Origin of the sequence: Hymenobacter sp. B81 (assembly GCF_044628455.1) — a bacterium.
Lineage (GTDB): Bacteria > Bacteroidota > Bacteroidia > Cytophagales > Hymenobacteraceae > Solirubrum.
Genome location: NZ_JBIYZW010000001.1, coordinates 891,556 through 918,126, shown reverse-complemented (window position 1 = coordinate 918,126; position 26,571 = coordinate 891,556). Strand labels below are relative to the sequence as shown.

Genomic DNA, 26,571 nt, shown 5'->3' with positions numbered 1-26,571 from the left:
AGGCGCCTGTTGTGCTTTTGTGCTGCAGTTCAGTACGCCTTGGCCTGCCACTGGGTGAGCACGGCGCGCATGCTTGGCAGCTGGTTTTTAAACGACTCGTCGTCCTTGTCGCCCAGCTTGATGGCGCGGCGGGCAAAGGCCACGGCGGTGGTGTAATCCTGGTTCTGGGCCAGCAGCTTGGCCTTGAGCCAGTTGTTGACGTAGCTGTCGTTGAGGGCAATGGCCTGATCGATGTAGCGCAGGGCCAGCTCGGCTTCCAGCTGATTCTGGATCAGGTATTCGGCGGCCTGCGCCAGCAGCTGGGCGTTGCCGGGCTTGCTGCCGACGGCCTGCTTGATGGCGCGCACGACCTGCGTGTGCACGTCGGTGCGCAGGTTCACGCTGATGGTGCGCTCTTCCCAGGCCAGGTTGAGGCGGGCGGCGCCGGGGCGCACGTCCGAAAACCAGTAGCGCAGCGTTTCGGTCATGGGCGCCGACTCGGGCAGCACGGCCACGCGCAACAGGTCATTTTTTGGGTCGTAGCCCTCGGCGCCCCAGTGCGTGGTCACCTTATTGAGAATCAGCTGCCACTCGTGGTCGGCGGCGGGCAGCACGAACAGGGAGTACTTGCCCGCGGGCACCAACTGGCCGGCCAGGCGCACGGTGTCGGAAAAGGTGATGAGCGTGTTTTCGTTGGCCCCGGCCCGCCACACTTGGTCGTAGGGCACCAGGTTGCCCCACACCTTGCGGCCCTTCACGTTGGGCGCGTGGTAATCGACGGTGACCTGCGTCAGGCCGATGGTTTGGCTGACGCTGGCTTTGGGACTGGCCTGGGGCTGGGGAAAATCCTGGGCCGCGGCGCCGGACCATGCCAGCAGCAGGCCGGCGACGAAAGCAAACAAACGGGGCATAAGCAGAGGCGAACGTAAGAGGACCAACAACGCAACCTGCGCGGAAAGTGCCAAGATACGACAGCCGGCAGCCCGCCCGGTTTAATCCCACATCATCATGTGAGGGCTTTTGTCGGGTTTCGTTTGGCAAAGTCGGTTCTGGGTGTACCTTTGCCGCCACAACAACCCCTGACCATGCCCACGGCCGCCTCGTTGCGCTTTACCTGGATGCCGGTTGCTTCGCAAGGAGCCGCCGCGCACGGGCATGCCGGTCATCATCACCACCATTCCTCCTAGGGAGAGGAATAATTACGTATAGGCGTTCGGCTACGGTCCGAACCTGCGTCGCCCCCGCTGGTTACTTGCTTACACCGCCGCTCCGGCCGCGGTTGCGCCAGCACCCTGATGATGATTCAACGATTTCCGGCGTCCCGCGGGGCCGGTTTCGTTTCCTTGGTTGTTTTCCCTTTTCCATGATTCGTCTGGCCATCCAGAAGTCCGGTCGCCTGAGCGAGGACTCCCTCTCGCTGATTCGCGAATGCGGCATTAGCTTTCTGAGCAGCACCTTCAAGCTCAAATCCGAAGCCACCAATTTCCCCCTCGAAATCCTGTTTTTGCGCGACGACGACATTCCCGGCTACGTGCAGGATGGCGTGGCCGACCTGGGCATTGTGGGCCAGAACGTGCTGGTGGAAGCCGGCCTGCCTGGGCTGGAAGTCGAGGCCCTGGGCTTCAGCAAGTGCCGCCTCTCGCTGGCCGTGCCCCGCGGGGCCGCCTACGCCTCGGTCGCCGATTTGCAGGGCAAGAACATTGCTACCTCGTACCCGCAGCTGCTGGGTAGCTACCTGGCCGGCCAGGGCGTGCAGGCCCAGCTGCACACCATCAGCGGCTCGGTGGAAATTGCCCCGAGCATCGGCCTGGCCGATGCCATCTGCGACATCGTCTCGTCGGGCTCGACCTTGCTGGGCAACGGCCTGCGCGAGGTGGAAACCGTGTTCCGCTCCGAGGCCGTGCTCATTGCCAACCAGCAGCTCTCGGCCGACAAGCAGAACCTGCTCGACCAGCTGCGCTTCCGCATGCAGGCCGTGCGCCGCGCCCGCCGCAACAAGTACATCCTGCTGAACGCCCCGCTCACGGCCCTCGACGCGGTGAAGGCCCTGCTGCCGGGCATCAAGTCGCCCACCGTCACGCCGCTGGCCGAAGCCGGCTGGGTGTCGGTGCAGTCGGTGGTCAACGAGGACGACTTCTGGCACATCACCGACCGGCTCAAGGCCGTCGGCGCCGAAGGCATCCTGGTGCTGCCCATCGAGAAGATGATTTCCTGATTTTTAATGTGCTGCGCTTCGCGCCGATGTGGAGAATGTGCGGAATGTGTCGATGTGGGAATGGGTTAATGTCATTCGGCCGATTGGCCCCTGAGCTTAGCCACGCAACTGGATCTGTGCCCACCTCAGCACATTAGCGCGAAGCGCCCCACATTCCCCACATCGGCGTGAAGCGCAGCACATTCCCCCACATTCCCTAACTCATGCAAGTCATTCAATACCCGGGCGCGGCCGAGTGGCCGGCGCTGCAGCAGCGCCCCGCCCAGGCCGACAACCCGCAGGTAGAAGCGCGGGTGCGCCAGATTTTCGACGACGTGCGCCAGCGCGGCGACCAGGCCCTGCGCGACTACGCCGCCGAGCTGGACGGCGCCGCCCTGGACAACCTGCGCGTGACGCCCCAGGAGCTGGCCGCCGCCGCCGCGCAGGTGCCGGCCGAGCTGCAGGCCGCCATCCGGCAGGCCCGCCAGAACATCGAGCAGTTTCACGCCGCCCAGCGCGAAAGCGAGCTGCGCCTCGAAACCATGCCCGGCGTGGAGTGCTGGCGCCGCGCCGTGCCGGTGCAGCGCGTGGGCCTCTACATTCCCGGCGGCTCGGCTCCGCTGTTCAGCACCCTGCTCATGCTGGGCGTGCCCGCCCGGCTGGCCGGCTGCCCCGAAATCGTGCTGTGCACGCCGCCCGCGCGGGATGGCTCGGTCAACCCGGTGATTCTGTTCACGGCCGAGCTGCTGGGCATTCCCACCGTCGTGAAGGCCGGTGGAGCCCAGGCCGTGGCCGCCCTAGCTGGCGGCACCGCGAGCGTGCCCGCCGTCGACAAGATCTTCGGGCCCGGCAACCGCTACGTGACAGCCGCTAAGCAACTGGCCGCCCTGCGCGGGGTGGCCATCGACCTGCCCGCGGGACCCTCGGAAGTGCTCGTCATGGCCGACGAAACCGCCAACCCCGCCTTCGTGGCCGCCGACCTGCTCAGCCAGGCCGAGCACGGTCCCGACTCGCAGGTGGTGCTGCTGACCAACTCGGTGGCAGTGCTCGACGCGGTAGTGGCGGAGGTGGAGCGGCAGGTAGCTGAGCTGCCGCGGGCCGAGGTGGCCCGGCTGGCCCTGCGCGAAAGCCGGGCCCTGCTGCTGCGCACCCCCGAGGAAATGCTGCTCTTCGCGAACCAGTACGCGCCCGAGCACCTGATTCTGGCCATGGCCCGCGCCGAAGAGCTGGCCGTGGGCGTAACCAGCGCCGGCTCGGTATTTCTGGGTCACCTCACGCCCGAAGCCGCCGGCGACTACGCCTCGGGCACCAACCACACGCTACCGACCAACGGTTACGCCCGCAGCTACAGCGGCGTCTCGCTCGACTCGTTCGTGAAGAAAATCACCTTCCAGCGCATCAGCGCCGAGGGCCTGCGCGGACTCGGGCCCGTGGTCGAAACCCTGGCCGAAGCCGAGGGCCTGCGCGCCCACGCCCGCGCCGTGACTTTGCGCCTGCAGGCAATTGGCAATTACTAATGAGCAATGAACCATGAGCAGGCCGGGTCTACGACTCCTGCCATTGCCCATTGTTCATTGATAACTGATCATTGAAAGGAATGAACCTCGAAAATCTCATTCGGCCCAACATCCGGGCCATGCAGCCTTACTCCTCGGCCCGCGACGAATTTCAGGGCCAGGCGCAGGTAATGCTCGACGCCAACGAAAACAGCCTGGGCAGCGCCGGCCCCGCGGTGTTCAACCGCTACCCCGACCCGCAGCAGCGGGCCGTGAAGCAGGCGCTGGCGCCGCTGAAGGGCGTGCAGCCCGACCAGACTTTTCTGGGCAACGGCTCCGACGAAGCCATCGACCTGCTGGTGCGCCTGACCTGCACGCCGGGCCAGGACCGGATCCTGGTGCTGCCGCCGACCTACGGCATGTACGAGGTGGCGGCCAACCTCAATGACGTGGGCGTCGAGCGGCTGCCGCTCACGGCCGACTTCCAGCTCAGCGCCGAAACCGTGGCAGGCATCGTGGCCTCCGAGGCGAAGCTGGTGTTCGTGTGCTCGCCCAACAACCCCACCGGCAACCTGCTGCACGCCGCGGCCATCGAGCAGGTGCTGCGCGGTTTTCGCGGCCTGGTGGTGGTCGACGAGGCCTACGCCGATTTCGCCGCCGCGCCCAGCTGGCTCAGTCGCCTCGACGAATTTCCCAACCTGGTGGTGCTGCAGACTTTCTCCAAGGCCTGGGGGCTGGCGGGGCTGCGCCTGGGAATGGCCTTCGGCTCGTCGGCGCTCATCGGCTACCTCAACAAAATCAAGCCGCCCTACAACGTATCGGAAGCTACCCAGCAACACGCCCTGGCGGGCCTGCGGGCCGAGGCGGAGTTTGCCGCTCTGCGCGAGCAGCTGCTGGCCGGCCGCCGCTATCTGGAAGAGCAGCTACCCGCGCTGGCCATCGTCGAGCGGGTGTTTCCCTCCGACGCCAACTTTCTGCTGGTGCGCTTCCGCACCGACGCCACCTCGGTGTACGAGCTGCTGCTGAGCCGGGGCATCGTGGTGCGCAACCGCACCACGATGCCGGGCTGCGCGGGCTGCCTGCGCCTGACGGTGGGCACACCCGGCGAGAATGAACAACTGCTTACGGCCCTGCGCCAGCTTTCGTAAACCAAGCAACCGATTCGCGACCCTGCGCGCACCGACCCTCACGTCATGAAGAAAGTACTGTTTATCGACCGCGACGGCACCATCCTGGTCGAGCCCCAGCCCAGCCAGCAAATCGACAGCCTCGACAAGTTTCAGTTTGTCCCCGGAGCCATCAGCGCCCTGGCCCGCCTGGTCCGCGAGCTGGACTACGAGCTGGTGCTGGTCAGCAACCAGGACGGGCTGGGCACGGCGTCGTTTCCCGAGGACACCTTCTGGCCCAGCCACAACCTGATGCTCGACATTCTGCGCGGGGAAGGAGTGGAGTTTGCCGCCAGCCACATCGACCGCAGCTTCCCGGCCGACAACCTACCCACGCGCAAGCCCGGCACGGCCATGCTCACCCCGTATCTGGGGGGCGACTACGACCTGCCCAACTCCTTTGTAATAGGCGACCGGCTCACCGACGTGGAGCTGGCTCAGAACCTGGGCTGCCAGGCCATTCTGATCGGGGAGCTGCGCGACGAGCGGGCCGCGCTGAGTACCACCCGCTGGACGGAGGTGGTGGAGCTGCTTGCGAGCCGGCAGCTGCCCGTCCGCACGGCCGTGGTACAACGCAACACCAACGAAACCCGGATTCGCGTGGAACTCAACCTTGACGGCCGCGGGCAGCACAGCATAAAAACCGGCCTGGGTTTTTTTGACCATATGCTCGATCAGCTGGCCAAGCACAGCGGGGTAGATATGCAAATTGAAGTGCAGGGCGACCTGCACATCGACGAGCACCACACCATTGAAGACACGGCCCTGGCCCTGGGCGAGGCGCTGGCGCAGGCCCTGGGCGACAAACGCGGCGTGGCCCGCTACGGCTTTCTGCTGCCCATGGATGAAGCCCTGGCCCAGGCGGCCATCGACTTCTCGGGACGGCCCTGGCTGGTGTGGAACGCCGAGTTCCGGCGGGAGAAAATCGGGGACATGCCGACGGAAATGTTTTACCATTTCTTTAAAAGCTTTTCCGATGCCTCCCGCTGCAACCTGAATATTCAGTGCACCGGCGACAACGAGCACCACAAAATCGAGTCCATCTTCAAGGCCGTAGCTAAGGCCATAAAAATGGCCCTGGTGCGCGACGGAAAGCAGATGGAAATTCCCAGCACCAAGGGCGTTCTGTAAGCTGGGCGCCTTATCCATATGGTTTAATATATGGATAAGGCGCCGGTTGAATCACTTGCCCGGAGTACGCAGGGTGGTTATTTGCAAATGAGTAAAAATGTTGCTCCAGAAAACAGCGCGCATATGGATATAGCAGTAGTGGATTACAAGGGCGGCAACGTGCAGTCGGTGCTGTTTGCCCTCGAACGCCTGGGCGTGCAGGCCACGCTCACGGCCGATGCCGAGTGCATCCGCCGGGCCGATAAAGTGTTGTTTCCCGGCGAGGGGGAAGCCGCTTCGGCCATGCGGGAGCTGCGGGCCCAGGGCCTCGACCGGCTGCTGCCCACGCTCAGCCAGCCTTTCCTGGGCATCTGCCTGGGCATGCAGCTGCTGGGCCGCCACAGCGAAGAAGGCGACACCGAGCTGCTGGGTATTCTGCCCTTCGAGGTAAAACGTTTTGTACCTGATCCAGAGCACAAAGTGCCGCACATGGGCTGGAACAACCTGCAGCGGCTTCGCTCGCCCTTGCTGGCGGGCCTCAGTGAGCAGGACCACGTGTACTTTGTGCACAGCTACTACGCGCCGGTGGGGGAGTACACCATTGCCGAAGCCGCCCACCCAGTCCCGTTCAGCGCGGCCGTGCAGCACCGCAACTTCTACGCCGTGCAGTTCCACGCCGAAAAAAGCGGGCCGGTCGGCACCCGCATCCTCGAAAACTTTCTCTCGTTTTAGGCATGGAAATCATTCCGGCTATTGACCTGATCGGCGGCCAGTGCGTGCGCCTGACCGAAGGCGACTTCGCCCGGCAAACCACCTACTCGGCCGACCCGCTGGCCGTGGCCCAGCGCTTCGAGCAGCATGGCCTGCGCCGTCTGCATCTGGTGGACCTCGACGGGGCCCGCGCCGGGCAGCCCGTCAACCTGGCGGTGCTCGAGCGCCTGGCCCGGCACACCAGCCTGACAATCGACTTTGGCGGTGGCCTGCAGCAGGAGCAGGCGGTGCGCCAGGCCTTCGACGCCGGCGCGGCCCAGGTTACGGCCGGCAGCATTGCGGTGCGCGAACCCGAAACCGTGGGCCACTGGCTGCGCGTCTTCGGGGCCGAGCGCATTATCGTGGGGGCTGATTTTCGCGACCGGCAGATTGCCATCAATGCCTGGACCGAGCAGTCGGAGCGCAGCGTGGCCGAGTTCATCGGGGCCTACCTGCTGGCCGGGGCCCGCACCTTTGTGTGTACCGACGTGAGCAAGGACGGCAAGCTGCAGGGGCCGGCCCTGGATACCTATAAGGAGTTGCGCGCCCAACTGCCGGCCGCGCAGCTGATTGCCAGTGGGGGCGTGACAACCCTGGCCGACGTGGAAGCGCTGGCCGCGGCCGGGCTGCACGGGGCCATCATCGGCAAGGCGCTCTACGAGGGTACGATTGCGCTGGCTGACCTAACCCGGCTACTGGCTTAGGCCGGCATTTCTTTAATGGTTAATCTTCTTACCCGTCTTCTGTGCTGACCAAACGCATCATTCCCTGCCTCGACGTAAAGGACGGGCGCACCGTGAAGGGCATTCGCTTCGAGGGCCTGCGCGATGCCGGCGACCCCGTGGCCCTGGCTGCCCAGTACGCCCGTCAGGGTGCCGACGAGCTGGTGTTCCTCGATATTACCGCCACCAACCAGAAGCGGCAGACCCTGGTCGCGCTGGTGCGGGCCGTGGCCCGCGAGCTGGATATTCCCTTCACCGTGGGCGGCGGCATCGGTGCCGTGGCCGACGTGGAAGCCCTGCTGCTGAACGGGGCCGACAAGGTGAGCATCAACTCCGCCGCCCTGCAGCGTCCGGAACTGATCGACGAGCTGGCGCGGCGTTTCGGGTCGCAGTGCCTGGTGGTGGCCGTCGATGCCCGTTTCAGCGCTGAGGCGGGCTGGCAGGTGTACACCCGCGCCGGAACCCAGGCGGCAGGGCGGCCGGCCCTGGACTGGTGCCGCGAGGCGGCCGAGCGGGGCGCCGGGGAATTGCTGCTTACCTCGATGAGCCACGATGGAACTAAAGAAGGGTTTGCGCTGGAGCTGACGGCAGCAGTGTGCCGGAGCGTATCGGTACCCGTCATTGCCTCGGGCGGGGCGGGGCGGATGGAGCACTTCACCGACGTGTTTCAGCAGGCTCACGCCGATGCCGGACTGGCCGCGAGTATTTTCCACTTCGGCGAAATCGGCATCCCGGCCCTGAAGCAACACCTGCACCAAGCCGGGGTAGTAGTTCGGTTGTAACACAGTGTACATTAAGTGGTTGTGAATAATGTAATTTAGTTTACTATTCATATACGTATTTAGGTAATGAAGTTTACTAAAACTCTGATTGAAACCATGAAACTCGATTTTGACAAAATGGGTGGCCTGCTGCCGGCCGTGGTGCAGGATGCGGACACGGGGCAGGTGCTGATGCTGGGCTACGTGAGCGAGGAGGCCTTGCGCCGAACCGAGCAGGAGGGACGCGTGACTTTCTATTCGCGCTCCAAAAACCGGCTCTGGACCAAGGGCGAATCCAGCGGCCACTACCTGCAGGTAGTCAGCCTGCATCCCGACTGCGACCAGGATGCGCTGCTGATCCGGGCGCGGCCCGACGGGCCGACCTGTCACCGCGGCACGACCAGCTGTTTTGAACAGACCGGGCAAGTGGCCGAGCCTGCGGCTCCGGTGGGCTTCCTGGCCGAGCTGGAACGGCTGGTGCAACGCCGGCGCGACTTCCCCGGGGAGGAACCCGATTCGTACACCGCGGGGCTGTTTCGCAAGGGCACCGCCAAAATTGCCCAGAAGGTAGGCGAGGAAGCCGTGGAAACGGTCATCGACGCCGTGGCCGGAAACCGGGCCGGGTTGCCGGGCGAAGCGGCCGATCTGCTGTTTCACCTGCTGGTGCTGCTCAGCGACGCGGGCCTGGACCTGGCCGACGTGGTGCAGGTGCTACGCCAGCGGCACCGCACCATTGCCGCGGGCCAGCGGCGGGAGCCCGGCGGCCCCGCGTAAGTCGGATATGGGGAGGGGGCTGTATGGGCCAGTCCTTCCGGTCAGGACCCGTTGCAGGCCCGCAACGCAGCCCCGGCGCGGCGCGTACCACCGGCAGCGTCGCTTCCGACGATTCCCGCGTATTTTGGCCCTTATGCCCGCAGCTACCCCCGCTTACCTGGCCACCCAGTCGCTGACCGTGCTGGTGCCCGTGTACAACGAAGAAGAAAGCCTGCCGCAGTTTGTGGCGGAGATGAACAAGTACCTGGCCGTGGCCCCGGTGGCTACCACGGTGTTGTTCGTCAACGACGGCTCGACCGATGGCTCCCTGGGTTTCATGCGCGAGGTATGCCGCCACGATGCGCGCTACGCCTTCATCTCCCTGGCCCGCAACGAGGGCTTGTCGACGGCTCTTAAAGCGGGCATCGACCACTGCCGCAGCACGCTGGTAGCTTACATCGACGCCGACATTCAGACTTCGCCGCTGGATTTGCTGCTGTTCTTTGAGTTTCTGCCCGAGTACGACATGATCAGCGGCATTCGGGCCAGGCGCCGGGACAGCGTGCTCAAGAAGCTTTCCTCGAAGGTAGCCAACGGCTTCCGCCGCGCCCTCATCAACGACGGCATTGTGGACACGGGCTGCCCGCTCAAGCTGCTCAAGCTGGAGTACGCGCGGCGGCTGCCGCTGTTCCACGGCATGCACCGCTTCCTGGGGGCGCTGGTGCAGCTGCAGGGAGGCAAGGTGAAGCAGCTGCCGGTGCAGCATTTCCCGCGCTTTGCCGGTACGGCCAAGTACAACCTCTGGAACCGGGCCTGGAAGCCCTTGGTCGATACCTTCGGCTTCCGCTGGATTCGTTCGCGCTGGAAAAACTACGAAATCGGGGAGCAGCACCATCCCGGCCTGGCCCATGAGTAGCCTGCTGAGCAGCGCCCTGAACAGCCCGGTGGCGCACATCATCACCTTGCTTATCGGGCTCACGGCGCAGCTGCTGTTTTCCAGCCGCATCGTGGTGCAGTGGGTGCAGAGCGAGCGGGCCCGGCGCGTGCTGGTGCCCACCCTGTTCTGGCAGATCAGCCTGGTGTCGTCGTGGCTGATGATTGTCTACGCCCTGCTGCGCCACGACCCGGTTATCCTGGGCGCGCAGCTCATCAGCTACGCCATCTACATCCGCAATCTGCAGCTGCTGGGCCAGTGGCAGCAGCTGCCGGGCTGGTTTCGGGGCGGGGCCTACGGGTTTCCGCTGCTGGTGCTGGCCAGCTTTGTGCTCAGCCGCCACGAGCTCTTCAGTTTGCGCGCCATGCTGGCCGGGCGCATTCCCGGGGGCTGGCTGGTGCTTGGGGCGGTGGGGCAGGCCGTATTCCTGTTGCGCTTCGTGTACCAGTGGCTGTACTCCGAGCGCAAGGGCGAGTCGGTGCTGCCGCTGGGCTTCTGGGTGGTGAGCCTGGCGGGCTCCCTGCTTATTCTGGTTTATGCCGTGCTGCGCCGCGACGTGGTGGTGCTCATCGGCAACGTCTTCGGCACGGTGGTGTACGCGCGCAACATCGTGCTGCTGCGCCGCGAGAAGGCCGCTGAGGCGGTTGCGCCGGGCTACCCGTCCGCTGCCGGAAAGGTGAAGTTACCCGTGCACAACGGCGGGCACTGATTCGGCCCGCAGCCAGGCCACGAACTGCTGCAGGCCCTTGCTCAGGGAAGTGCGCGGGGCGTAGCCCAGCAGGGCGCGGGCCTTGGTGAGGTCGGCGAAGGTCAGGTCCACGTCGCCGGCCTGCATGGGATGAAATTCCAGCCGGGGCTCGATTTCCAGGGCGTGACCCAGGGCCTGAATCAGCTCGAGCAGGGCCACGGGGCGGTTGTTGCCCAGGTTCACGGTTTCGTACACGCGGGGCTGCACCAACAGGTAGCGCAGGCCCCGCACAATACCATCCACGGTGTCGTCGATGTAGGTGTAGTCGCGGGCCGTGGTGCCGTCGCCGTAGACGGGGATGGGGCCCCCGGCCAGCAGCAGCCGGGCAAACTTGTGAATGGCCAGGTCGGGGCGCTGCCGCGGGCCGTACACGGTAAAGAAGCGGGCGTTGAGCACGCTCAACCCGTGCAGGTGGTGGTAGGTGTAGTTGAGTTCCTCGCCGGCGAGCTTGGTGGTGGCGTAGGGCGAAATGCATTCCTGCTGCAGGGGCTCGTCTTCGCGGAAGGGCCGGTGCACCGTGTTGCCGTACACCGAGGAGGAAGAGGCAAACAGGAGCCGCCCGACGCCGGCCGCGCGCATCCACTCCAGCAGGTGGGCCGTGCCGAGCACGTTGTTGCTGAGGTAGGCTAGGGGTTCCCGTACCGAAGGACCCACGCCGGCCTTGGCAGCCAGGTGGACCACCAGGCTGATGCCACTGTCTCCGGCCCCCAGGGCCTGGATTAGCGCCTCGCTGCCGGCACGCAAATCCAGTTCGTGAAAGGTGAAGCGCGGGTGCAGCAGCAGCGGAACCAGGTTGTGCTGCTTGATGGAGCGGTCGTAAAACGGGTCGAAGTTGTCGAGGCCGATAACCCGGAAGTTTTCGGCCAGCAGCCGTTCGCACAGGTGCGAGCCGATAAAGCCCGCGCAGCCTGTCACCAAAACCGTGTGCATGCGCTCCAAAATCAGAATGTAGATACCACTCCTACGCAACCCAGGGGCAAAAAGCTGGGGCGCCGGGGGCGGCAAGGTAGAAAAACTGGTGAGCCGAATCGGCCCGGCGGCTTTCGCCGTACTTGCAGCACGCTAACTACAACGCGCCGTATGAGGTTTGTCGACTGGGGTGCCGCGGCCACGCGGTCGGGGAGGTGGGGCCGATTGGGTCTGCTGCTGGGAGTCTGTTTCCTGGCTTTTTTCGTGAACCTGGGGGCCCAGGAACTGGGGCTGATGGAGGCGCGCAACTTCGTGGCCGCCCGCGAAATCCACGAGGGCGGTTCCTGGCTGCTACCGACCATGAACGGGCAGCTGCGCCTGGCCAAGCCGCCCCTGCCTACCTGGCTGGTGGCCGCCGTGATGCAGCTTACGGGCAACACCACTGACCTAGGGGTGCTGCGGTTGCCCTCGGCGCTGGGGGCTACCTTGCTGGTACTGGGCTTCTGGCGACTGGCGGCTCGCCTGGTGGCCGATGCGCGCACGGCCTGGCTGGCGGCCCTGGTGCTGGCCACCAGCCTGCTGATGATGACGGTGGGCCGCGACGGTAACGGCTGGGACGTGTATTGCTACACTTTTATGGTGTGGGCCCTGCTGCTGCTGGTGCGCGGCTGGCAGAGCGAGGAGCGGGCCTATGGCTGGTTTGCCGGGGCCGGGGCGCTTATCGGCCTGTCGATGCTGAGCAAAGGCCCGGTGGCGCCTTACGGCATGCTGCTGCCATTTCTGGTGGCCTGGGCCTGGCAGGGCGGCGTGCCGGCCCTCCGGCAGCACGGGCGCGAAGCCTTACTGGCGGCGACGGTGGCCTTGTTGGTAGGAGGGACCTGGCCTTTGTACGTCCTCAGCCAGCACCTGCCCGATGCCCTGGCGGTGGCCCAAATCGAAAGCTCGTCCTGGGCGGGCCGGCACGTCAAGCCCTTCTGGTTTTACCTGCCGTTTCCGGTCTTTACCGGCCTCTGGGCCTGGTGTGCCGTGCTGACGCTGGTGTGGCCCTTTGCCCGTCCCCGGCTGCAGTCCTACGTCCCTTACCTGCTGGTGCTGGGGTGGGCGCTAGCTACCGTATTGGTGCTGTCGGTGGTGCCGGAGAAAAAAGAGCGGTACCTCTTGCCCGTATTGCCGCCAATGGCGCTGCTCGTAGCCGGACTGTTGCGCCACTGGCTGGCCGCGAGTCTGGGGCGCCCTGACCAACGATTGGTTCGCACCTGGGGCGCGTTGCTCATGCTGTTTGGCTTGAGCATTCCGCTGGCCCTGGGCTTTGCAGAACTTCCAGGTTACACCACGGGCTCGGGATGGTTCGCTGCGGTGGCTTTCTGGTTTGCTTCGATTGGGCTGTGTGCCTTGGTGGGAGGAGTATGGCGGGCTCGGCCGCTGCCGTTGGTTGCCGGAAGTCTTGCGGCTACTGTTGGGTTTACTGTGCTGTTGATGGGCGCCTATCCGCACTGGCAGCACCGCCGCGACGAGCCGGGGTTGAGAAGCCAGGCAGCCCTGGTGGCAGCGCATCCGCGGGTGCTCCAGGTGCCGGTGTTCAGCTTGGGCGGGGAGATGCACATCAAATGGATCTGGATGGCTGGGCGTAGGGTGCCGGCCTGGCAGCCCGGCGCCGATTCCACGCTGCCCGCCCGTCAGCTGCCCCTTATGTTTTATAGCGGCTTCCGACCACAACCCGCCCATTTTGGCGGAACCTGGCGGCCGGGTTTGCAAATGACCGTGCTCGATAGCTTCAATTTAGGAAGTCGACACCAGGACGGACAATGGTATTTGTCAGAGTTAGCAACCGTCCCCGATTGATACTTAACATAATGTTTACCTGCTCAGCAATTCAGTTATGGCAGGGATTGGCTGAGCTGCTTGCGTACTTTTTCGAGCAGGGCACTTACGATGATCAGATCCTGCTCGTCCTGAACTATAAGTTGGGTATCGATGCCCGGACCGTTGATTCGGATGGAGTATGCTGGATTTCCCGTGGGTAGGATTCTTTTCTCCAAGACCTCCGATTGAGTGGACTGATGAGTTTGATCCGAGGAAATTGCGGAGGTCGGTTCGGGTACAAAAGCAGGGGGTGAGGATATGCCAACCGCTGGTGCGAGAGGTTGGGAGGGGACAGAAGTATATGTAGATGTTTCAGATAGACCAAACAGCGCCGATACCAGATCTGGTGCCGAGGTGGTGAGAGGTATCTGAGGTGTTGCGTCGGGCTGCTGGGTGGTTGGCGTTGCGGAATTAGGAAATAGGTTTACGCCCATTACCGGGCTGGCCAGGTCGCTGCGGCGGGGCGCAGCCTGGGCCAATTGGTCGATGTCGGCAATAATGTTGCGCTCATCGAGTACGTCTACCATGCGGGCACCTTCTACGAAGGCTTTTGCCACGCTTTGCGCGTTGATTTCTTCTACGCCAAATTCACGCACCAGCATCACGTCAAACATGTGCACGGGCAATTCCCGGTTGCGGAATTTGCGGCAGATGTGCATGAACAGCGGAGGGTGCAGAAAGGCTTCCCGGTGGTAAACCTTTTCTTCCTGCTTGTCATAAGCGTGTTTAATACGCCGAAACAGATTGGTCGTGGTCAGCAATTCTCGCTTACTAGTAAGTAGGCCAAACTTAACCGCCGAACCAAGTATAGCCTTGAAGCTCCCACTGACTTTCCGGTTAAGCTTACGGGCACATGCTTCCACCGAGCACTTACCGCCGGTATCATCAACAACTTCGGCTACTTCCCAGGCACCTAAGTACGAGGTACGGGGATAGTCTATGGTTTTGGGCATCAGAAACAGGGAAGGTATAAGGCAAAATAAAGAAGGAAATCGGTAATAGAGAGTAGTATAAAGCACAAAATGGCATTTAAAAGTAATGCTTTTATATACTTTTTATGCTTTTATGTACTGTGTTCTGCTCTCACAGGCGGGTTTATTAAATCAAAATGAGCCTATAACATTAAATAAAAAATCTATCTAACAAACGGAGCGGGGGAACAGGGCAGGGTAAATAAAAGGGGAGAGGACGGCCTTAAACGTGCACCAAGCCACTTAACACAATGACGACGCAAAACAGGACTATGAAAACAACTGTAGTTTCTAAAGGCTAAAAACCCGCTTCACCAACATCCACGAAATAACGCTGAGAGAATCAGCATCAACAGAAATACCCACGCTACAGAAGTTCATGATGAAAACAACAAAACTGGTCATGAAGAACAGGAGCGTAAAACCGGCAACACCAAATCAGTTGATTACAAACGCAGCAATACTCCACTAACCAAACCCCAGCCAAAGCCGCCTAGACGGTGGACGCTAACCCATAAAGAATCAGAGCAATGTTGCCAGACATCTTACTCAGCAGAATCTTTCAAGCAAACAGCTTAACTCAGCTGCATCAACCTCAGTACAGGACACCATGCAACATCAACAAGTCAGTTCTACCGATAGAGACAGCACTACAAACCAGGAACAGAAATAACTCAAAACCAACCACAAAGTAAGCTCAGTACTTTGGGTTATAATTTATATTATGTTAAGTAATGATTTCGGATAATAGGCCATCCAATATGAATGGCCTATTATATTATTGTTGGTCCTCTACTCTACTTCATCAACCGCTCCGCATCGGCCTTGCGACCCACGCTACCGTAAGCTTTCTGTAGGGCCGACTTCACGCTCCGGTCTTCCGGGTTCAACTGAATGGCGGTTTCAAAGTACGGAATGGCTTGCTCCATAAACTTCTTACCGTCTGCCTCCATTTTCTTGCCTTTGGTCTGGTAGGTCTTCAGGTCCATCTTGTTAACGGCCTTGTAGATTTCGGCACCCTTGTTGAAGTAGTAAACGCCCAGGTTGTACTGCGAGTCGAAGTTCTTGGGATCTAGTTCAACCGCCTTTTTATGGGCCGCCAAAGCCTGCTCCGGCTGCTTGTTCTGCTCGTATACCGAGCCCAGCACCGAATACAGATTGGAGTTATTCGGATCGGCGGCAATGACCTTCTGAATCTTATCAATAGCCTCGGTTCCACGGCCTGAATTCAGTGTCGCATTTAGGTCCTCCAACAGGAACGCTTTGTTGTTGGGATACGCCTGTAGAGCCTGCTGGACAATCTTAGTCGCTTCAGCTTCGTTTTTTTCCTGCCGCGCTATCTGCAACAACCGGCTGTACATTTGCGGCGACTTGTAGTTGATAGCCAGCAGTTTGCCGTAGTTTTCCTTGGCCTGACCAAAGTCCTGCTTGGCTTCGGCGGCGTAGGCGCTGTACAACAGCGCAGTAGTGTCCTGAGGCTTGATGCGGTGAGCCATTTGGTAAGCTGCCAGCGCCTCGTCGTACTTCTGAGCGTTATAGCTCTCCACCCCGGTATTCAGCGCCACTCCGTACAGACCATCCATCCGTTGAAGGGCCTGCTTGGCGTAGTCGCTGTCTTTGCCTTCTACTTCGATGGCTTTCTGGTACGACTCGAAAGCGACCTTGTTGCCCTCGCCCGGCGACAGCGTTTTGCCGTAAATAGGGCTCTGCGCAATCCCCTCGTAAATCTCGCCACGGGTATACCAGGTCTTGGCTTTTCCGGAAGTCTTGGGATGGGCAACGGCTTTGTCGATTTCAACGCGGGCCTTATCCAAAGTGCCCTGCTTCTGCATAATGATGGCGTTGGTCACGGCCGAATTCTGGGCCATTGCGCCTTGGAGAACCAGCGCCGCTACGATGGTCAGGAAAGTCTTCTTCATGGAGTAGTTGAGGAAGGGGACAAAAAAGATGTCGCTTCCCCCAACGGGGAAGCGACGCACTTGGTTCAGGTGGTTTCCAGGGCCTCAGGCGCCGACTCACTGGCTTCGACGGCAGGGGTTCCCTCCTGCTCGTCGGCTACGACCAGCACTTCTTCGGTCGCTTCCAGCTCCTTGTCATCGGCGGCTACTTTGGCTACCGACGAAATTTCGTCACCGTCGCTGATGCGGATTAGGCGCACACCTTGCGTAGCGCGGCCAATGGAGCGAACCTCCGAAACGCGCAGGCGGATGGTGATGCCCGAGCGGTTGATGATCATCAGGTCATCGTCGTCGTTGACGTCCTTGATGGACACCAGCGCGCCGGTTTTATCGGTAATCTTGAGCGTGCTCACGCCCTTGGCGCCGCGGTTGGTGATACGGTAATCGTCGATGGGGCTGCGCTTGCCGTAGCCGTTTTCCGATACTACCAGCAGCTCCTTTTGCGGGTCGGCCAGACAGACCATACCCACTACCCGATCGTCGCCGGTTTCGGCCAGGGTAATGCCCCGCACCCCGGCCGCCGTCCGGCCCATGGGACGCACGTTGGCTTCGTTGAAGCGCACCGCCCGGCCCAGGCGCGAAGCCAGGATAACCTCGCTGGTGCCCGTGGTGAGCTGCACGTCGAGCAGCCGGTCGCCCTCGTTGATGGTAATGGCGTTGATGCCGGCCGCCCGGGGGCGCGAGTAGGCTTCAAGCGTGGTTTTCTTCACCGTGCCCTGCTCGGTGCAGAACATCAGGTAGTTGTTCTGGGCGTAGTCCGGGTCGCGCAAATCGCGCACGTTCAGCACCGAGCGCACCGGGTCGTTGGCCAGGTCCGGAATCAGGTTCTGAATGGGGCGGCCCTTGGCGGCCTTCCCTCCTTCCGGCAGTTCGTACGCCTTGATCCAGTACAGGCGGCCACCTTCGGTGAAGAGCAGCAGGAAGTCGTGCGTGGAGGCTACAAACAGGTGCTCGGTAAAGTCCGACTCCTTGGTCGAAACGCCCTTGGCGCCGGTACCGCCGCGACCCTGCGAGCGGTAATCGGCCAGCGACGTGCGCTTGATGTAGCCCTCGTTGGAGATGGTGATGACCATCGACTCCTCGGCAATGAGCGACTCGAAGTCGATGTCGCCGCCGGCATACTCGATGTGGGTGCGCCGGGCATCGCCGTACCGCTCGCGAATGTCGAGCAGCTCGTCCTTGATGATCTGCCGCTGCAGCTCCGGCGAGCTGAGCACCGCGTTCAGGTGGTCAATAAGCTTCATGAGCTCGTTGTACTCGTTCACGATCTTGTCGCGCTCCAGGCCGGTGAGGCGCTGCAGGCGCATGTCCAAGATGGCGCGGGCCTGCACGTCGCTGAGCGAGAAGCGCTCGGTGAGCTGGGCGCGGGCCACTTCCGGGTCGCGCGAGCCGCGGATGATGGCAATAACCTCGTCGAGGTGGTCGAGGGCGATGAGCAGGCCTTCGAGGATGTGGGCCCGTTTCTGGGCCTCGGCCAGCTCGAAGCGGGCCCGGCGCACCACCACGTCGCCGCGGTGCTCCACGAAGTGCAGAATCAGGTCGCGCAGGTTCAGGGTCATCGGCCGGCCCTTCACCAGGGCCACGTTGTTGACGCCGAAGGTGCTCTGCAGCTGGGTGTATTTGAACAGGTTGTTGAGCACTACCTGCGGCACGGCGTCGCGCTTCAAATCGTACACCACGCGCATCCCGTCGCGGTCCGACTCGTCGCGCAGGTCAGCAATGCCTTCGATGCGCTTCTCGTTGATGAGCTCCGCCGTCCGCTGAATCATGGCTGCTTTGTTGACCATGTAGGGAATTTCGGTGACGACAATCTGCTCCTTGCCTGTGGGCGTCTGCTCGAAGTGGGTTTTGGCGCGCATTACTACGCGGCCGCGGCCGGTTTCCAAGGCCTGGCGCACGCCCTCGTAGCCGTAGATAACGCCACCGGTCGGAAAGTCCGGCGCCTTTACGAACTCCATCAGCTCCTGCACCGTGATGTCGGGGTTGTCGAGGAAGGCCACGATGCCGTCGACGACCTCCGAGAGGTTGTGCGGCGCCATGTTGGTGGCCATGCCCACGGCAATGCCTGACGAGCCATTCACCAGCAGGTTGGGAAATTTAGCCGGCATCACCGACGGCTCTTCCAGCGAGTCATCAAAGTTGGGCTGAAAGTCCACCGTGTCCTTGTCCAGGTCGCCCAGCATTTCGTCGGCCAGACGCTTGAGGCGGGCTTCGGTGTAGCGCATGGCGGCCGGCGAGTCGCCGTCGATGGAGCCGAAGTTGCCCTGGCCATCCACCAGCGGGTAGCGCAGGCTCCAATCCTGGGCCATGCGCACCATGGTATCGTACACCGACGAGTCGCCGTGGGGGTGGTACTTGCCCAGGACCTCGCCCACAATACGGGCGCTTTTCTTGTGGGCTTTGTTGTAGGATACGCCCAGCTCGCTCATGCCGTAGAGCACGCGGCGGTGCACGGGCTTGAGGCCGTCGCGCACGTCGGGCAAAGCCCGCGAGATGATGACGGACATCGAATAATCGATGTACGCGCCGCGCATCTCGTCCTCAATGTTGATGGGAATGATCTTTTCGCCTTCAGCCATGATCAAAACAAACAGCCGCCACGCCGGAAAAAAGCGTCGGGGCACCTAGTGAAAAAACGGGTATTTAAGCTGGCAAGATACCGAAAAAGGGCCTTTCTCCCTAGCCGGAATCAGGGTTTGGGCTTCGAGCGGTTGTTGTGCATTTTGCTGTCGGGCTGCCCGTGCACCTTGATTTTCTCGCCGATCGACGGGTTCTGCTTTTTGAACAGCGGCTGCCCCCGGTACTTGTTGCCGTTGTGGAAGTGCACCTTACGCACGTGGCAGGAATCCATGGGGCAGGTTCGGCAGCTGCTCAGGGCCAGGCCCAGCAACAAAACGGGCAGCCAGCGCCACCGCAAAAGAGACTCAGTCATGCACAAATCAACGCAAAAACGGGCAAATACGTGCCCCCAGCAGCCGGCTAATTGGACAAATCCCGTCCTTCCCACTCGCTCAGAAACTGCTCCAGAAACTGCTCCATGAACTGCTGCCGGCCCTCGGCTACCCGTCGGGCCGCGGGCGTGTGCAACCGCTCGCGCAGGTGCAGCAGCTTTTCGTAGAAGTGGTTGACGGTGGGCCCGGCATTGCGCTTGTAGCCCTCAAACGAGTCGTGCTGCACGGGCGGCACCGCGGGGTCGTGCAGGGGCCGGCCTTTGTGGCCGCCGTAGGCAAAGGCCCGGGCCACGCCAATGGCCCCGATGGCGTCGAGGCGGTCGGCATCCTGCACCAGTTCGCCCTCCACCGTGCTCATGGGCGTAGCCACGCCCAAGCCCTTGAAGCTGACTTCGCGAATGATGGTTTCAACCCGCTCGATTACCGACTCGGCGACCTGTTGACTGGTCAGCCAAGCCCGGGCCGCCCGCGGACCGGCATCCTCGTCGCCGCCGTGAAACTTCCAGTCGGCCACGTCGTGCAGCAGCGCCCCTAGCTCGGCCACCAATTCATCGGCCTGCGCGGTTTGCCGGGCCAGGGCGCGCGTAGTCTGCCACACCCGCCGGATATGCTCCCAGTCGTGGCCCGAGCCTTCGTGCAGGAATTTTTCACGCACGAAGGCGGCCGTGCGGTCGATAATGAGTTGGTCAGCGGTGGTCAGAGCCATGTAAACGGGTTTAAATCGGGTTAAGCGCGAGGGTCAGCATGACTAGCTCGGCGTAGGTCGTGGGGCTTCCCTCCTATTCCCGCGGGCTTCCGGCGGTTTCAGGCTGCGCGTTCAGCTGCCAGTTGTAGGGCAGGTAGCGCAGCTGGGCCGCCGACGCAATGGGCTGCCGGGCGTAGCGGTTGATCCAGCTTTGCACGGTGGCGTCGCCCTGGTGGAAGTCCTGGGGGTAGAAGCGGAAGATGGCCGACACCCGCGGGCTAGCGGGCGGCGTGAGCTGGTTTTTGCGCGGGTCGTTGACGAAGTCGCGGGCCTGATCGTCGAGCTGGGCGTTGAGCCGGGTGGCCTGGTAGGCTTCGCGGCGCAGCTGGGGGCACGACACGGCCGCGCACACCAGCGCGAAGTGAATGCGGGGCTCGGCGAAGCGGCGGCGAATGAGGCGGTGCTCCAGGTCGTTGAGCGTGTAGCGCGCGTTGCCCAGCGCAATAAAGGGCTGGTCCCAGACGGTGTTGAGCAAGGTTTGTTCCCCGCCCAGCTCGCGGATGCTGCCGATGGGGTACGCTCGGATGACGCGCCGAATGGTGAAGGCGTTGTAGGCATTGAGCCAGTACGCGAGCTGCTCGGCCTCGCTCCAGTGCGTGGCGGGCAGGTTGTGGCCCAGGCTGTCGAGGTAGCCGTTGAGCTGCGCACTGTCGCGCTGCAAGCCGCAGTAGTTCACCATTCCCCGCTCGTCTACGTGCTTTTTCAGCAGCGCGTCCCAGGGGGCATGGTTTACCGGGCGGCCCGTAGCGGAAGTCGGGTTCAGCGGAATGAAGTATTCCACGTAGTTGCAGCCGCTCAGGCCGGCGCTTACCAGCCAGGCCACCAGCTGCCCGGCGCCGGCAGCCCGGCCGCGCGCGGGTATCCGGGTAGCGGCCGCCGGGCTAGCCAATGGCTTTGGCCCGCTCGAAGGGCTTGTTGCGGTCGAACAGAAAGCGGAAGGTGGCGTGGGTGCGCCAGATTTTGCCGCCCACCCGCTCGGCCACCTTCATCATCTTGGGGTTGAAGTCGCCAATCCAGTTCATCACGAAGTTCTCGTAGGGCACCTTGCTCGTATCCTGCACCACCTTGGAGGCCGCCAGCACCAGCATGGCCTCCACGCCCTTGCGCTGGTGGGCCGGCACAATACCGAAGGCAATGCCGGTGAACGTGTCCACGGCCCCGCGCCAGCGGTAGTAGGCAAACTTGAGCTTGCCCCACCAGTTCAAGTTGCCGTTGACGTGGCGGAACAGCTGGTTGAGCTCGGGTAGCGAAATGAAAAAGCCCACCGGCTCACCCTGGTAGTAGGCAAACCAGGTGATTTTCTCCTCCAGCACCGGCCGCAGCTTGGTCATGATGCTGCTGGCCTGGGCCGTGGTCATTTCCTTGACCCCGGCGTGGTTCACCCAGGCCTTGTTGTACACTTGGCGGAAGTCTTCGGTGTACTTGGCCAACTGCTTCAGGCGCAGGTGCTCGAAGCTGTAGCCGCTGCCCTTGAACAACCGCTCGGCCCGGCGCTGGTAATCTTCGGTGAGCATGTCCGCCACCTTGCGTGAATACGTGTACTGCTTGAAGTACACCTGGAAGCCATAGGTTTCGAGCAGGCGCTGGTAGTACGGCGGGTTGTAGTTGACGGTGTAGGTGGGCGGACCAAAGTTGTCGATCAGCAGGCCCCACCACTGGTCCCGGTCGCCGAAGTTGATGGGACCGTCCATGGCTTCCATGCCCCGGGCGGCCAGCCAGTCGCGGCAGGCGTCGAGCAGTACGTTGGCCGCCCCCTGGTCGTCGACGCACTCAAAAAAGCCCATGCCGCCGGTAGGCTGCTCCATGGTGTGGGCCGTGCGCTCGTTGATGAACGCCGCCACCCGGCCGATGGTCTGCCCCTGCCCGTCGAGCAGCAGCCAGCGCGTCAGCTGGCCGTGACGGAAGTACTTGTTTTTCTGCGGGTCGAACACCTGCTCCACATCCTGGTTCAGCGGACGGATGTAGTTGGGGTCGTGGCGGTAGATAACCCGGGGCGGAAACTCCAGGAACTCACGGGCCTGCTGGGGCGTGGAAACTTCGACGAGCTGCATGGCAGAGGGAAACGAAACCAAAGCAAAAGGCCCGAAAATCTGCCTTAGGCAAACTTTCGGGCCAACACCAAGAGCCCCCTGCCGGGATCGAACCAGCGACCTACTGATTACAAGTCAGTTGCTCTACCAGCTGAGCTAAGGAGGCCTGAGTTGCGCTGCAAACCTACAACAACCGCCGCAAAACGCCAAAGCCGGGCTTGGCGGCCGCCCACCGCCCCGGGTGCCTGCCCGGCGCGCCGCCCTTCGGCTACTGCCCCGCTGCTGCCCGGCCAGAGTGCTACTTACCCGAAATAACTAACGCATTATCATGCTATTGCCGCTGCGCCGGGCCCGCCGGAGCTTTGCCGTGGCCGGTGCGACCAGCTGCCGGCTACCTGCTCCAACTCTTTTTCTGCGCTATGAAAACGCCTTTTTCTTCCCTGTTGCTCGCCGCCGCGCTGCTGGTCGGCAGCGCGGCCTGCCAACGCTCTTTTTCCGGTCCGGTTTCCCCGACCGAGCCCCTACGGACCGCGGCCGACCGCACCCTGTACTTCGGCAGCGGCAGCCGCTACACCGGCTACGAGCAGAGCTTCACGCTGTCCACCAGCGGCCGCGTGGTGATGCGCCAGGGCTTGCGCACGCAGGCTCCCGCGGCCCCGCGCCTGCTGAAGGTCGCCCCGGGCGCGGCCCGCTCCTGCTTCCGCCGCCTCGACCAGCTGCCCACCGATAGCCTGCAGTTCGACTATCCCGGCAACCATTACTACTTCCTGGAAAGCCATACGGCCCGCGGCGCGGCGGTGCGCCTGGTGTGGGGCGCCGCCGACTCCACCGCTCCTCACGCGGCCCGCGTGCTGTACCAGCAGCTGCAGGCCCTGCTCCCGCCCAGCAGCTAAGTTTTCCGGGCTAAGATTTCGGGCCGGGCTTCAGTCGCGGGTCGAAATCGTGGGGCGTGATGCCGATTACCCGCAAGGTGGCGTGCTCGGGGTGCAGCGGGTTGATGAGGTAGTTCCACTCGGTAGGCGAGTGCGCCGAGGGCACCCGCATCAGCCAGTAGCGCTGCTCCTCGATCCAGCGGCGGGTAAGCAACGCCAGCTCCTGCGGGTACGGCAGCGCGGCCCAGTTGGCGGGCAGCTCCGTGGGCCACACGGTCTGCACCGAAGCGTCGTCGGGTACTTCCAGCTCGAGCACGGCGTAGTTGCGCGGCAGCACCGGCGAGTTGGCCAGCACCTCCAGCTTGGCCAGCGACAAATGCTCGGAGGTATACAGAATGCGGGTGCCCACCTCGTGCCAGCGCCCCGAGGCATACAGCCCGCCCGTGCCGTTGGTATCGGCAATGTACTGGCGCTGGGCCAGCCGGAACAGCCGCACCGCTCCTACGAGTAAATACCGTACTGAATGCGCACCAGCAGTTCGCGCACCTGCTCGCGCCCGATGGACGAAGCCAGCAGGTCCTTGGGCTCGATACCGCCCAGCGCCGGGTTGGGCGTCTCCAGCCAGTGACGGAAATCGTCCTCGTCTTCGAACACGCTGATGCCCTTGGCCATAACGGCCGACAGCTGAATGGTTTTCTCGCTCTCGTCGCGCGTGAGGGCGCGCTTGTTTTGCTGCCGGCGCAGCAGGGTGCTTTCCGACACGTCCAGAAACTCGCTGATTTCCTTGTTGGAGAACTGCATGCGCCGTTGCAAGGCCCGCAACGACTGCATGGATAGCCCCCGGGCGGCCAGGGCCAGCAAATCCAGCTCGTTGTGGATGCTTTGCCGCACCAAGGAGCTGCCGCCGAGCAGCTCGACTACCTGCGCAACCGGAGTGTTATAAGAGGGCTGCATCATCTGACTGTTTTTTAACCGTCATTTGACGGCAATATACGCAACAACGGATAACTCCGGTCGAAAGATTCCGACTGTAGATTACGAGGGCTGCCAACCAAGTAGAAAACCAACAGCCCCGCGCCGGTTCGGGCGCGGGGCTGTGTCAGCTGAATCAATAGAAGCCTAGCTGCGGATGATGCGCAGCTGGCGCTTCATCCGTTCGATGCGCACCTTGGTTTCGTCGATGCGGCCCTGGTACTCCTCGCGCAGCTGCCCGGCGTTTTTCGAGCGGGCAAAGAAGTCGAGGTTGGTTTGCAGGGTGGCAATGTCGTTTTCCAGCTCGTTGATTTCCCGGCGCAGCGCCTGCTCCTTGCGGTAGAGCAACTGCTGGGCATCGGGGTTGGCTTTCATGCGCTGCACCTGCAGCTGAAACAGCTGCTCTTCGCGCTCGGAGTACGACAGCCCGGTGATGGTGTCGATGTACTTGCCGGCCAGGCTCAGGAATTTCTCCTCGGCTTGCCCGCTGCCGCGGCGGTTGGGCTGAGCATCGAACTGCGCCCATTCCTGCACCATGGCCTGCAGGCCCTCCGGCGTGCCGGGGTTGTCGGCCGACAGCGCGCTGATCTGTTCGCCGAGGCGTTCGAGGTGAGCCGTCTGCTCAGCCGAAGCCTGTTGCACCTGCTGCTCGCGCTGGCGCACTTCCTGGTGCTTGCGCTCAAAAAATGCGTCGCAGGCCGTGCGGAAGCGGTGCCAGATTTTGTCGGACTGCTTTTCGGGCACGCGGCCAATGAGCTTCCACTCCTTCTGCACCCGGATAACCGTTTCGCGGCCTTCTTCCCAGTTGGGGTTTTCCAGCGCGGCTTCGGCCTGCTCGCAGAGGGCAACCTTCTGCTTGAGGTTGTTGGATTTCTCTTCGTCGAGGGCCTTGAAGAACTGGTTCTTGTGCTGGAAGAAGCCCTTGTAGGCGGCCCAGAACTGCTTGTTCATGCTTTCGGCCTGGCTGCGTGGCACCAGCCCGGCGCCGTCCCACTGTTCCTTCAGGGCCTGCAGCTCGTCGGTCTTGGCGCGCCACTCGTTCACGCGCTCGGTCTTGAACTCGCCGAAGGGCAGAATCTGGGCCAGGATTTCCTGCTTGCGAGCCAGGTTAGCATTTTCCTGGGCCGAGCGGGCGTCGAGGAAGCTGCGCTTGCGCTCATGCACCTTCTCCGAGGCCTGCAGGAAACGCTGCCACAGCGGCTCGCGCACGTCGTTGGGCACCGGGCCCACCGTTTTCCACTCCTCGTGCAGCTGGCGCAGCTCCTGCAGGGCCTTGTTGATGCTGGGCTGCGCCACCAGCGCCTCCGCCCGCTGAATCAGGGCTTCCTTGGCTTCCTGGTTGCGGCGGCGGTCCAGCTCCTTCATTTCGAAGAACAGGCCGCGGTTGTTGTAGTAGATGTCGAGCAGGGCGTGGTAGGAGTTCCACAGCTCCTGGGCCTGCTGCTGGGGCACCGGGCCGGTGGCCTTCCAGTCGGCCTGCAGGGTTTTGATGCGAGCCGACGAATCCTTGGTTTCGGCCGACTCCACCAGCAGGCGCAGCTGCGACAACAGGTGCTGCTTGTGGAGCAGGTTTTTGGCCCGCTGTTCGTCTTCCTGCCGGGCATCGCGCACGCGGGCATCGCGGTACTCCTGCATGGCCTTGCTTACCTCCCCGTAACCCTCGGGGCCGGTGAAGGCAAAGGCGTCGGCGTCGTTGCCTTCCTGCACGAAGCGCTGCCGGGCGGCCTGCCGCTCCACGTTCACGCTCTGCTCGTATTGCCGGTGCAAGTCACCGATCTGCTTGCGGTTTTGCCGCGCGTCGGGGCGCTGCAGCAAGCCCAGCAGGTAGGCGCCCTGCGCCGCAACGTCGAGGGTTGCGAAATCGGGTGCCGGGGTTTCGGGCACGTACTCCTCGTCTTCGTCATGGTGCCCGGCGGCCGGGGTTTCGGCCGGAGCCGGAGCCGGAGCCGGAGCAGCGGTGGAACCACCGGGCTGCACTTCCCCGGGAGTCTCAGCGGCGGAAGTAGCCGCCGGGTGAGTTTCGCCGGCGTGGGCGGCTTCGGTGGCCGACTCGTTGTTGGAAGTGGGCAGGGCAGCCAGCGGCTCAGGAGCAGTTTCAATCTCGGCAGCCTCGCTCAGCGCGTGGGCGGGCAGCGTTACGGCCAGAGGCTCGGCGTCGGCCGCATGGGCCACTTCGGTGGAAGTGGGTTGCTCCTCCACGGACTCCCCAGTAGCCGGAGCTTCGGCCGCCGGGGTTACGTCGACTGGCGCGCCAGCTGCCGGGCCCAGGTCGGCGGTGGCCGGCGCAGCGGCGTGGGCTGCCAGGTTTTCCTGCTCGGTTTCAAGGGCGGCTTCGGCACTGCGCACGCCTTCGTTGGCCGTTCCGTAGTGGGCTTCGGCGCGGGCCAGCGGCTCCGATTCGGCGGCCGGGGCCGGCGTAGCCAGGTCGGCAGCCGAGGGAACGGCGACGTTTACCTCGGTAGGCTGGGGCACGGCCGGCTCGGGAGCGGCGGCCGACTGGGCCGGCGCCTCCGGGGCCGGGGCGTCGCTGGCCTGGCGGCTGCGGGCAATTTCGGCCAACCGGCGCTCCAGGATGCTCATGGGCGACTCGCCGGATTCCTCGGGGCGGTTGGCAGCGGGATTTTCGTTATCGGGTAGCATGGCAGCTCAACAGTTAAAAGAGTCCGGCACAGAGGGTCCGGACCAAC

The 26,571-nt window shown here is 63.0% G+C and carries 24 protein-coding genes and 1 tRNA gene; 12 read left to right on the top strand and 13 right to left on the bottom strand.

All coding sequences use genetic code 11. The features are described 5' to 3' along the window. Nucleotides 1-29: 29 nt before the first annotated feature. Nucleotides 30-890 (bottom strand): DUF2911 domain-containing protein, encoded by an 861-nt coding sequence (locus ACE191_RS04105; RefSeq protein WP_400190913.1) that lies wholly within the window; start codon nt 888-890, stop codon nt 30-32. A gap of 452 nt (nt 891-1,342) precedes the next feature. Here ACE191_RS04105 and hisG point away from each other — a divergent pair, with 452 nt between their 5' ends. The 10 genes from hisG (at nt 1,343) to ACE191_RS04055 (ending at nt 10,574) form a co-directional block, all read left to right on the top strand. Beyond that, a complete protein-coding gene (hisG, locus tag ACE191_RS04100; protein WP_400190912.1) occupies nt 1,343-2,194 on the top strand; it encodes an ATP phosphoribosyltransferase in 852 nt (283 codons plus the stop codon). Nucleotides 2,195-2,397: 203 nt separating this feature from the next. Further along, complete coding sequence (hisD, locus tag ACE191_RS04095; RefSeq protein ID WP_400190911.1) at nt 2,398-3,690, top strand: histidinol dehydrogenase; 1,293 nt, start codon at nt 2,398-2,400, stop codon at nt 3,688-3,690. A gap of 80 nt (nt 3,691-3,770) precedes the next feature. Next, the gene (gene hisC / locus ACE191_RS04090) at nt 3,771-4,817 is read left to right on the top strand and encodes a histidinol-phosphate transaminase (protein ID WP_400190910.1); all 1,047 of its coding nucleotides are present in this window, start codon (nt 3,771-3,773) and stop codon (nt 4,815-4,817) included. Between the two features lie 45 nt (nt 4,818-4,862). Beyond that, nucleotides 4,863-5,966 (top strand): bifunctional histidinol-phosphatase/imidazoleglycerol-phosphate dehydratase HisB, encoded by a 1,104-nt coding sequence (gene hisB, locus ACE191_RS04085; protein ID WP_400190909.1) that lies wholly within the window; start codon nt 4,863-4,865, stop codon nt 5,964-5,966. A gap of 123 nt (nt 5,967-6,089) precedes the next feature. Then, complete coding sequence (gene hisH, locus ACE191_RS04080) at nt 6,090-6,677, top strand: imidazole glycerol phosphate synthase subunit HisH (RefSeq protein ID WP_400190908.1); 588 nt, start codon at nt 6,090-6,092, stop codon at nt 6,675-6,677. 2 nt (nt 6,678-6,679) lie between these two features. Then, complete coding sequence (gene hisA, locus ACE191_RS04075) at nt 6,680-7,399, top strand: 1-(5-phosphoribosyl)-5-[(5-phosphoribosylamino)methylideneamino]imidazole-4-carboxamide isomerase (protein WP_400190907.1); 720 nt, start codon at nt 6,680-6,682, stop codon at nt 7,397-7,399. Between the two features lie 41 nt (nt 7,400-7,440). Further along, nucleotides 7,441-8,199, top strand: a complete 759-nt coding sequence (gene hisF, locus ACE191_RS04070; RefSeq protein ID WP_400190906.1) for an imidazole glycerol phosphate synthase subunit HisF — start codon at nt 7,441-7,443, stop codon at nt 8,197-8,199. Nucleotides 8,200-8,295: 96 nt separating this feature from the next. After that, nucleotides 8,296-8,952 carry a bifunctional phosphoribosyl-AMP cyclohydrolase/phosphoribosyl-ATP diphosphatase HisIE gene (hisIE, locus tag ACE191_RS04065; RefSeq protein WP_400190905.1) on the top strand — a complete coding sequence of 219 codons (657 nt, stop codon included), beginning with the start codon at nt 8,296-8,298 and terminating at the stop codon, nt 8,950-8,952. Between the two features lie 133 nt (nt 8,953-9,085). Beyond that, complete coding sequence (locus ACE191_RS04060; protein ID WP_400190904.1) at nt 9,086-9,847, top strand: glycosyltransferase; 762 nt, start codon at nt 9,086-9,088, stop codon at nt 9,845-9,847. Further along, nucleotides 9,840-10,574: a lipid-A-disaccharide synthase N-terminal domain-containing protein gene (locus tag ACE191_RS04055; protein WP_400190903.1), complete on the top strand. Its 735-nt coding sequence runs from the start codon at nt 9,840-9,842 to the stop codon at nt 10,572-10,574. Before ACE191_RS04060 ends, ACE191_RS04055 begins: the two co-directional genes overlap by 8 nt. On the opposite strand, the gene ACE191_RS04050 is transcribed toward ACE191_RS04055, so the two are convergent. Further along, complete coding sequence (locus ACE191_RS04050) at nt 10,548-11,543, bottom strand: GDP-mannose 4,6-dehydratase (protein ID WP_400190902.1); 996 nt, start codon at nt 11,541-11,543, stop codon at nt 10,548-10,550. The two genes, ACE191_RS04055 and ACE191_RS04050, sit on opposite strands and share 27 nt — an antisense overlap. A 150-nt stretch (nt 11,544-11,693) precedes the next feature. Here ACE191_RS04050 and ACE191_RS04045 point away from each other — a divergent pair, with 150 nt between their 5' ends. Then, a complete protein-coding gene (locus ACE191_RS04045) occupies nt 11,694-13,364 on the top strand; it encodes an ArnT family glycosyltransferase (RefSeq protein WP_400190901.1) in 1,671 nt (556 codons plus the stop codon). A 35-nt stretch (nt 13,365-13,399) separates the two neighbouring features. On the opposite strand, the gene ACE191_RS04040 is transcribed toward ACE191_RS04045, so the two are convergent. From ACE191_RS04040 to ACE191_RS04005, 8 genes are all read right to left on the bottom strand, one after another. Then, nucleotides 13,400-14,338 carry a hypothetical protein gene (locus ACE191_RS04040; protein ID WP_400190900.1) on the bottom strand — a complete coding sequence of 313 codons (939 nt, stop codon included), beginning with the start codon at nt 14,336-14,338 and terminating at the stop codon, nt 13,400-13,402. 815 nt (nt 14,339-15,153) lie between these two features. Then, the gene (locus tag ACE191_RS04035) at nt 15,154-16,275 is read right to left on the bottom strand and encodes a tetratricopeptide repeat protein (protein WP_400190899.1); all 1,122 of its coding nucleotides are present in this window, start codon (nt 16,273-16,275) and stop codon (nt 15,154-15,156) included. Nucleotides 16,276-16,340: 65 nt separating this feature from the next. Continuing rightward, the gene (gene gyrA / locus ACE191_RS04030) at nt 16,341-18,893 is read right to left on the bottom strand and encodes a DNA gyrase subunit A (protein ID WP_400190898.1); all 2,553 of its coding nucleotides are present in this window, start codon (nt 18,891-18,893) and stop codon (nt 16,341-16,343) included. 110 nt (nt 18,894-19,003) lie between these two features. Further along, entirely contained in the window at nt 19,004-19,246 is a 243-nt protein-coding gene (locus tag ACE191_RS04025) for a hypothetical protein (RefSeq protein ID WP_400190897.1), read from the bottom strand. A gap of 47 nt (nt 19,247-19,293) precedes the next feature. Continuing rightward, nucleotides 19,294-19,971 (bottom strand): HD domain-containing protein, encoded by a 678-nt coding sequence (locus tag ACE191_RS04020; protein WP_400190896.1) that lies wholly within the window; start codon nt 19,969-19,971, stop codon nt 19,294-19,296. Nucleotides 19,972-20,044: 73 nt separating this feature from the next. Next, nucleotides 20,045-20,833, bottom strand: coding sequence for a DUF547 domain-containing protein (locus ACE191_RS04015; RefSeq protein WP_400190895.1), 789 nt, complete (start codon nt 20,831-20,833; stop codon nt 20,045-20,047). A gap of 58 nt (nt 20,834-20,891) precedes the next feature. Continuing rightward, nucleotides 20,892-22,061 carry a hypothetical protein gene (locus ACE191_RS04010; RefSeq protein WP_400190894.1) on the bottom strand — a complete coding sequence of 390 codons (1,170 nt, stop codon included), beginning with the start codon at nt 22,059-22,061 and terminating at the stop codon, nt 20,892-20,894. A gap of 72 nt (nt 22,062-22,133) precedes the next feature. Then, nucleotides 22,134-22,206, bottom strand: a tRNA-Thr gene (locus tag ACE191_RS04005). A gap of 253 nt (nt 22,207-22,459) precedes the next feature. On the opposite strand from ACE191_RS04005, the gene ACE191_RS04000 reads away from it, so the two are divergent. Further along, nucleotides 22,460-22,933, top strand: a complete 474-nt coding sequence (locus ACE191_RS04000; protein WP_400190893.1) for a hypothetical protein — start codon at nt 22,460-22,462, stop codon at nt 22,931-22,933. 10 nt (nt 22,934-22,943) lie between these two features. Here the strand turns inward: ACE191_RS04000 and ACE191_RS03995 are convergent, their stop codons facing one another. The 3 genes from ACE191_RS03995 to ACE191_RS03985 all read right to left on the bottom strand — a co-directional run bounded on the left by ACE191_RS03995 (nt 22,944) and on the right by ACE191_RS03985 (nt 26,524). Further along, nucleotides 22,944-23,408, bottom strand: coding sequence for an RES family NAD+ phosphorylase (locus tag ACE191_RS03995; protein ID WP_400190892.1), 465 nt, complete (start codon nt 23,406-23,408; stop codon nt 22,944-22,946). Nucleotides 23,409-23,413: 5 nt separating this feature from the next. After that, nucleotides 23,414-23,869, bottom strand: a complete 456-nt coding sequence (locus ACE191_RS03990) for an antitoxin Xre/MbcA/ParS toxin-binding domain-containing protein (protein ID WP_400190891.1) — start codon at nt 23,867-23,869, stop codon at nt 23,414-23,416. Nucleotides 23,870-24,031: 162 nt separating this feature from the next. Further along, complete coding sequence (locus ACE191_RS03985; RefSeq protein ID WP_400190890.1) at nt 24,032-26,524, bottom strand: DUF349 domain-containing protein; 2,493 nt, start codon at nt 26,522-26,524, stop codon at nt 24,032-24,034. Nucleotides 26,525-26,571 lie beyond the last annotated feature (47 nt).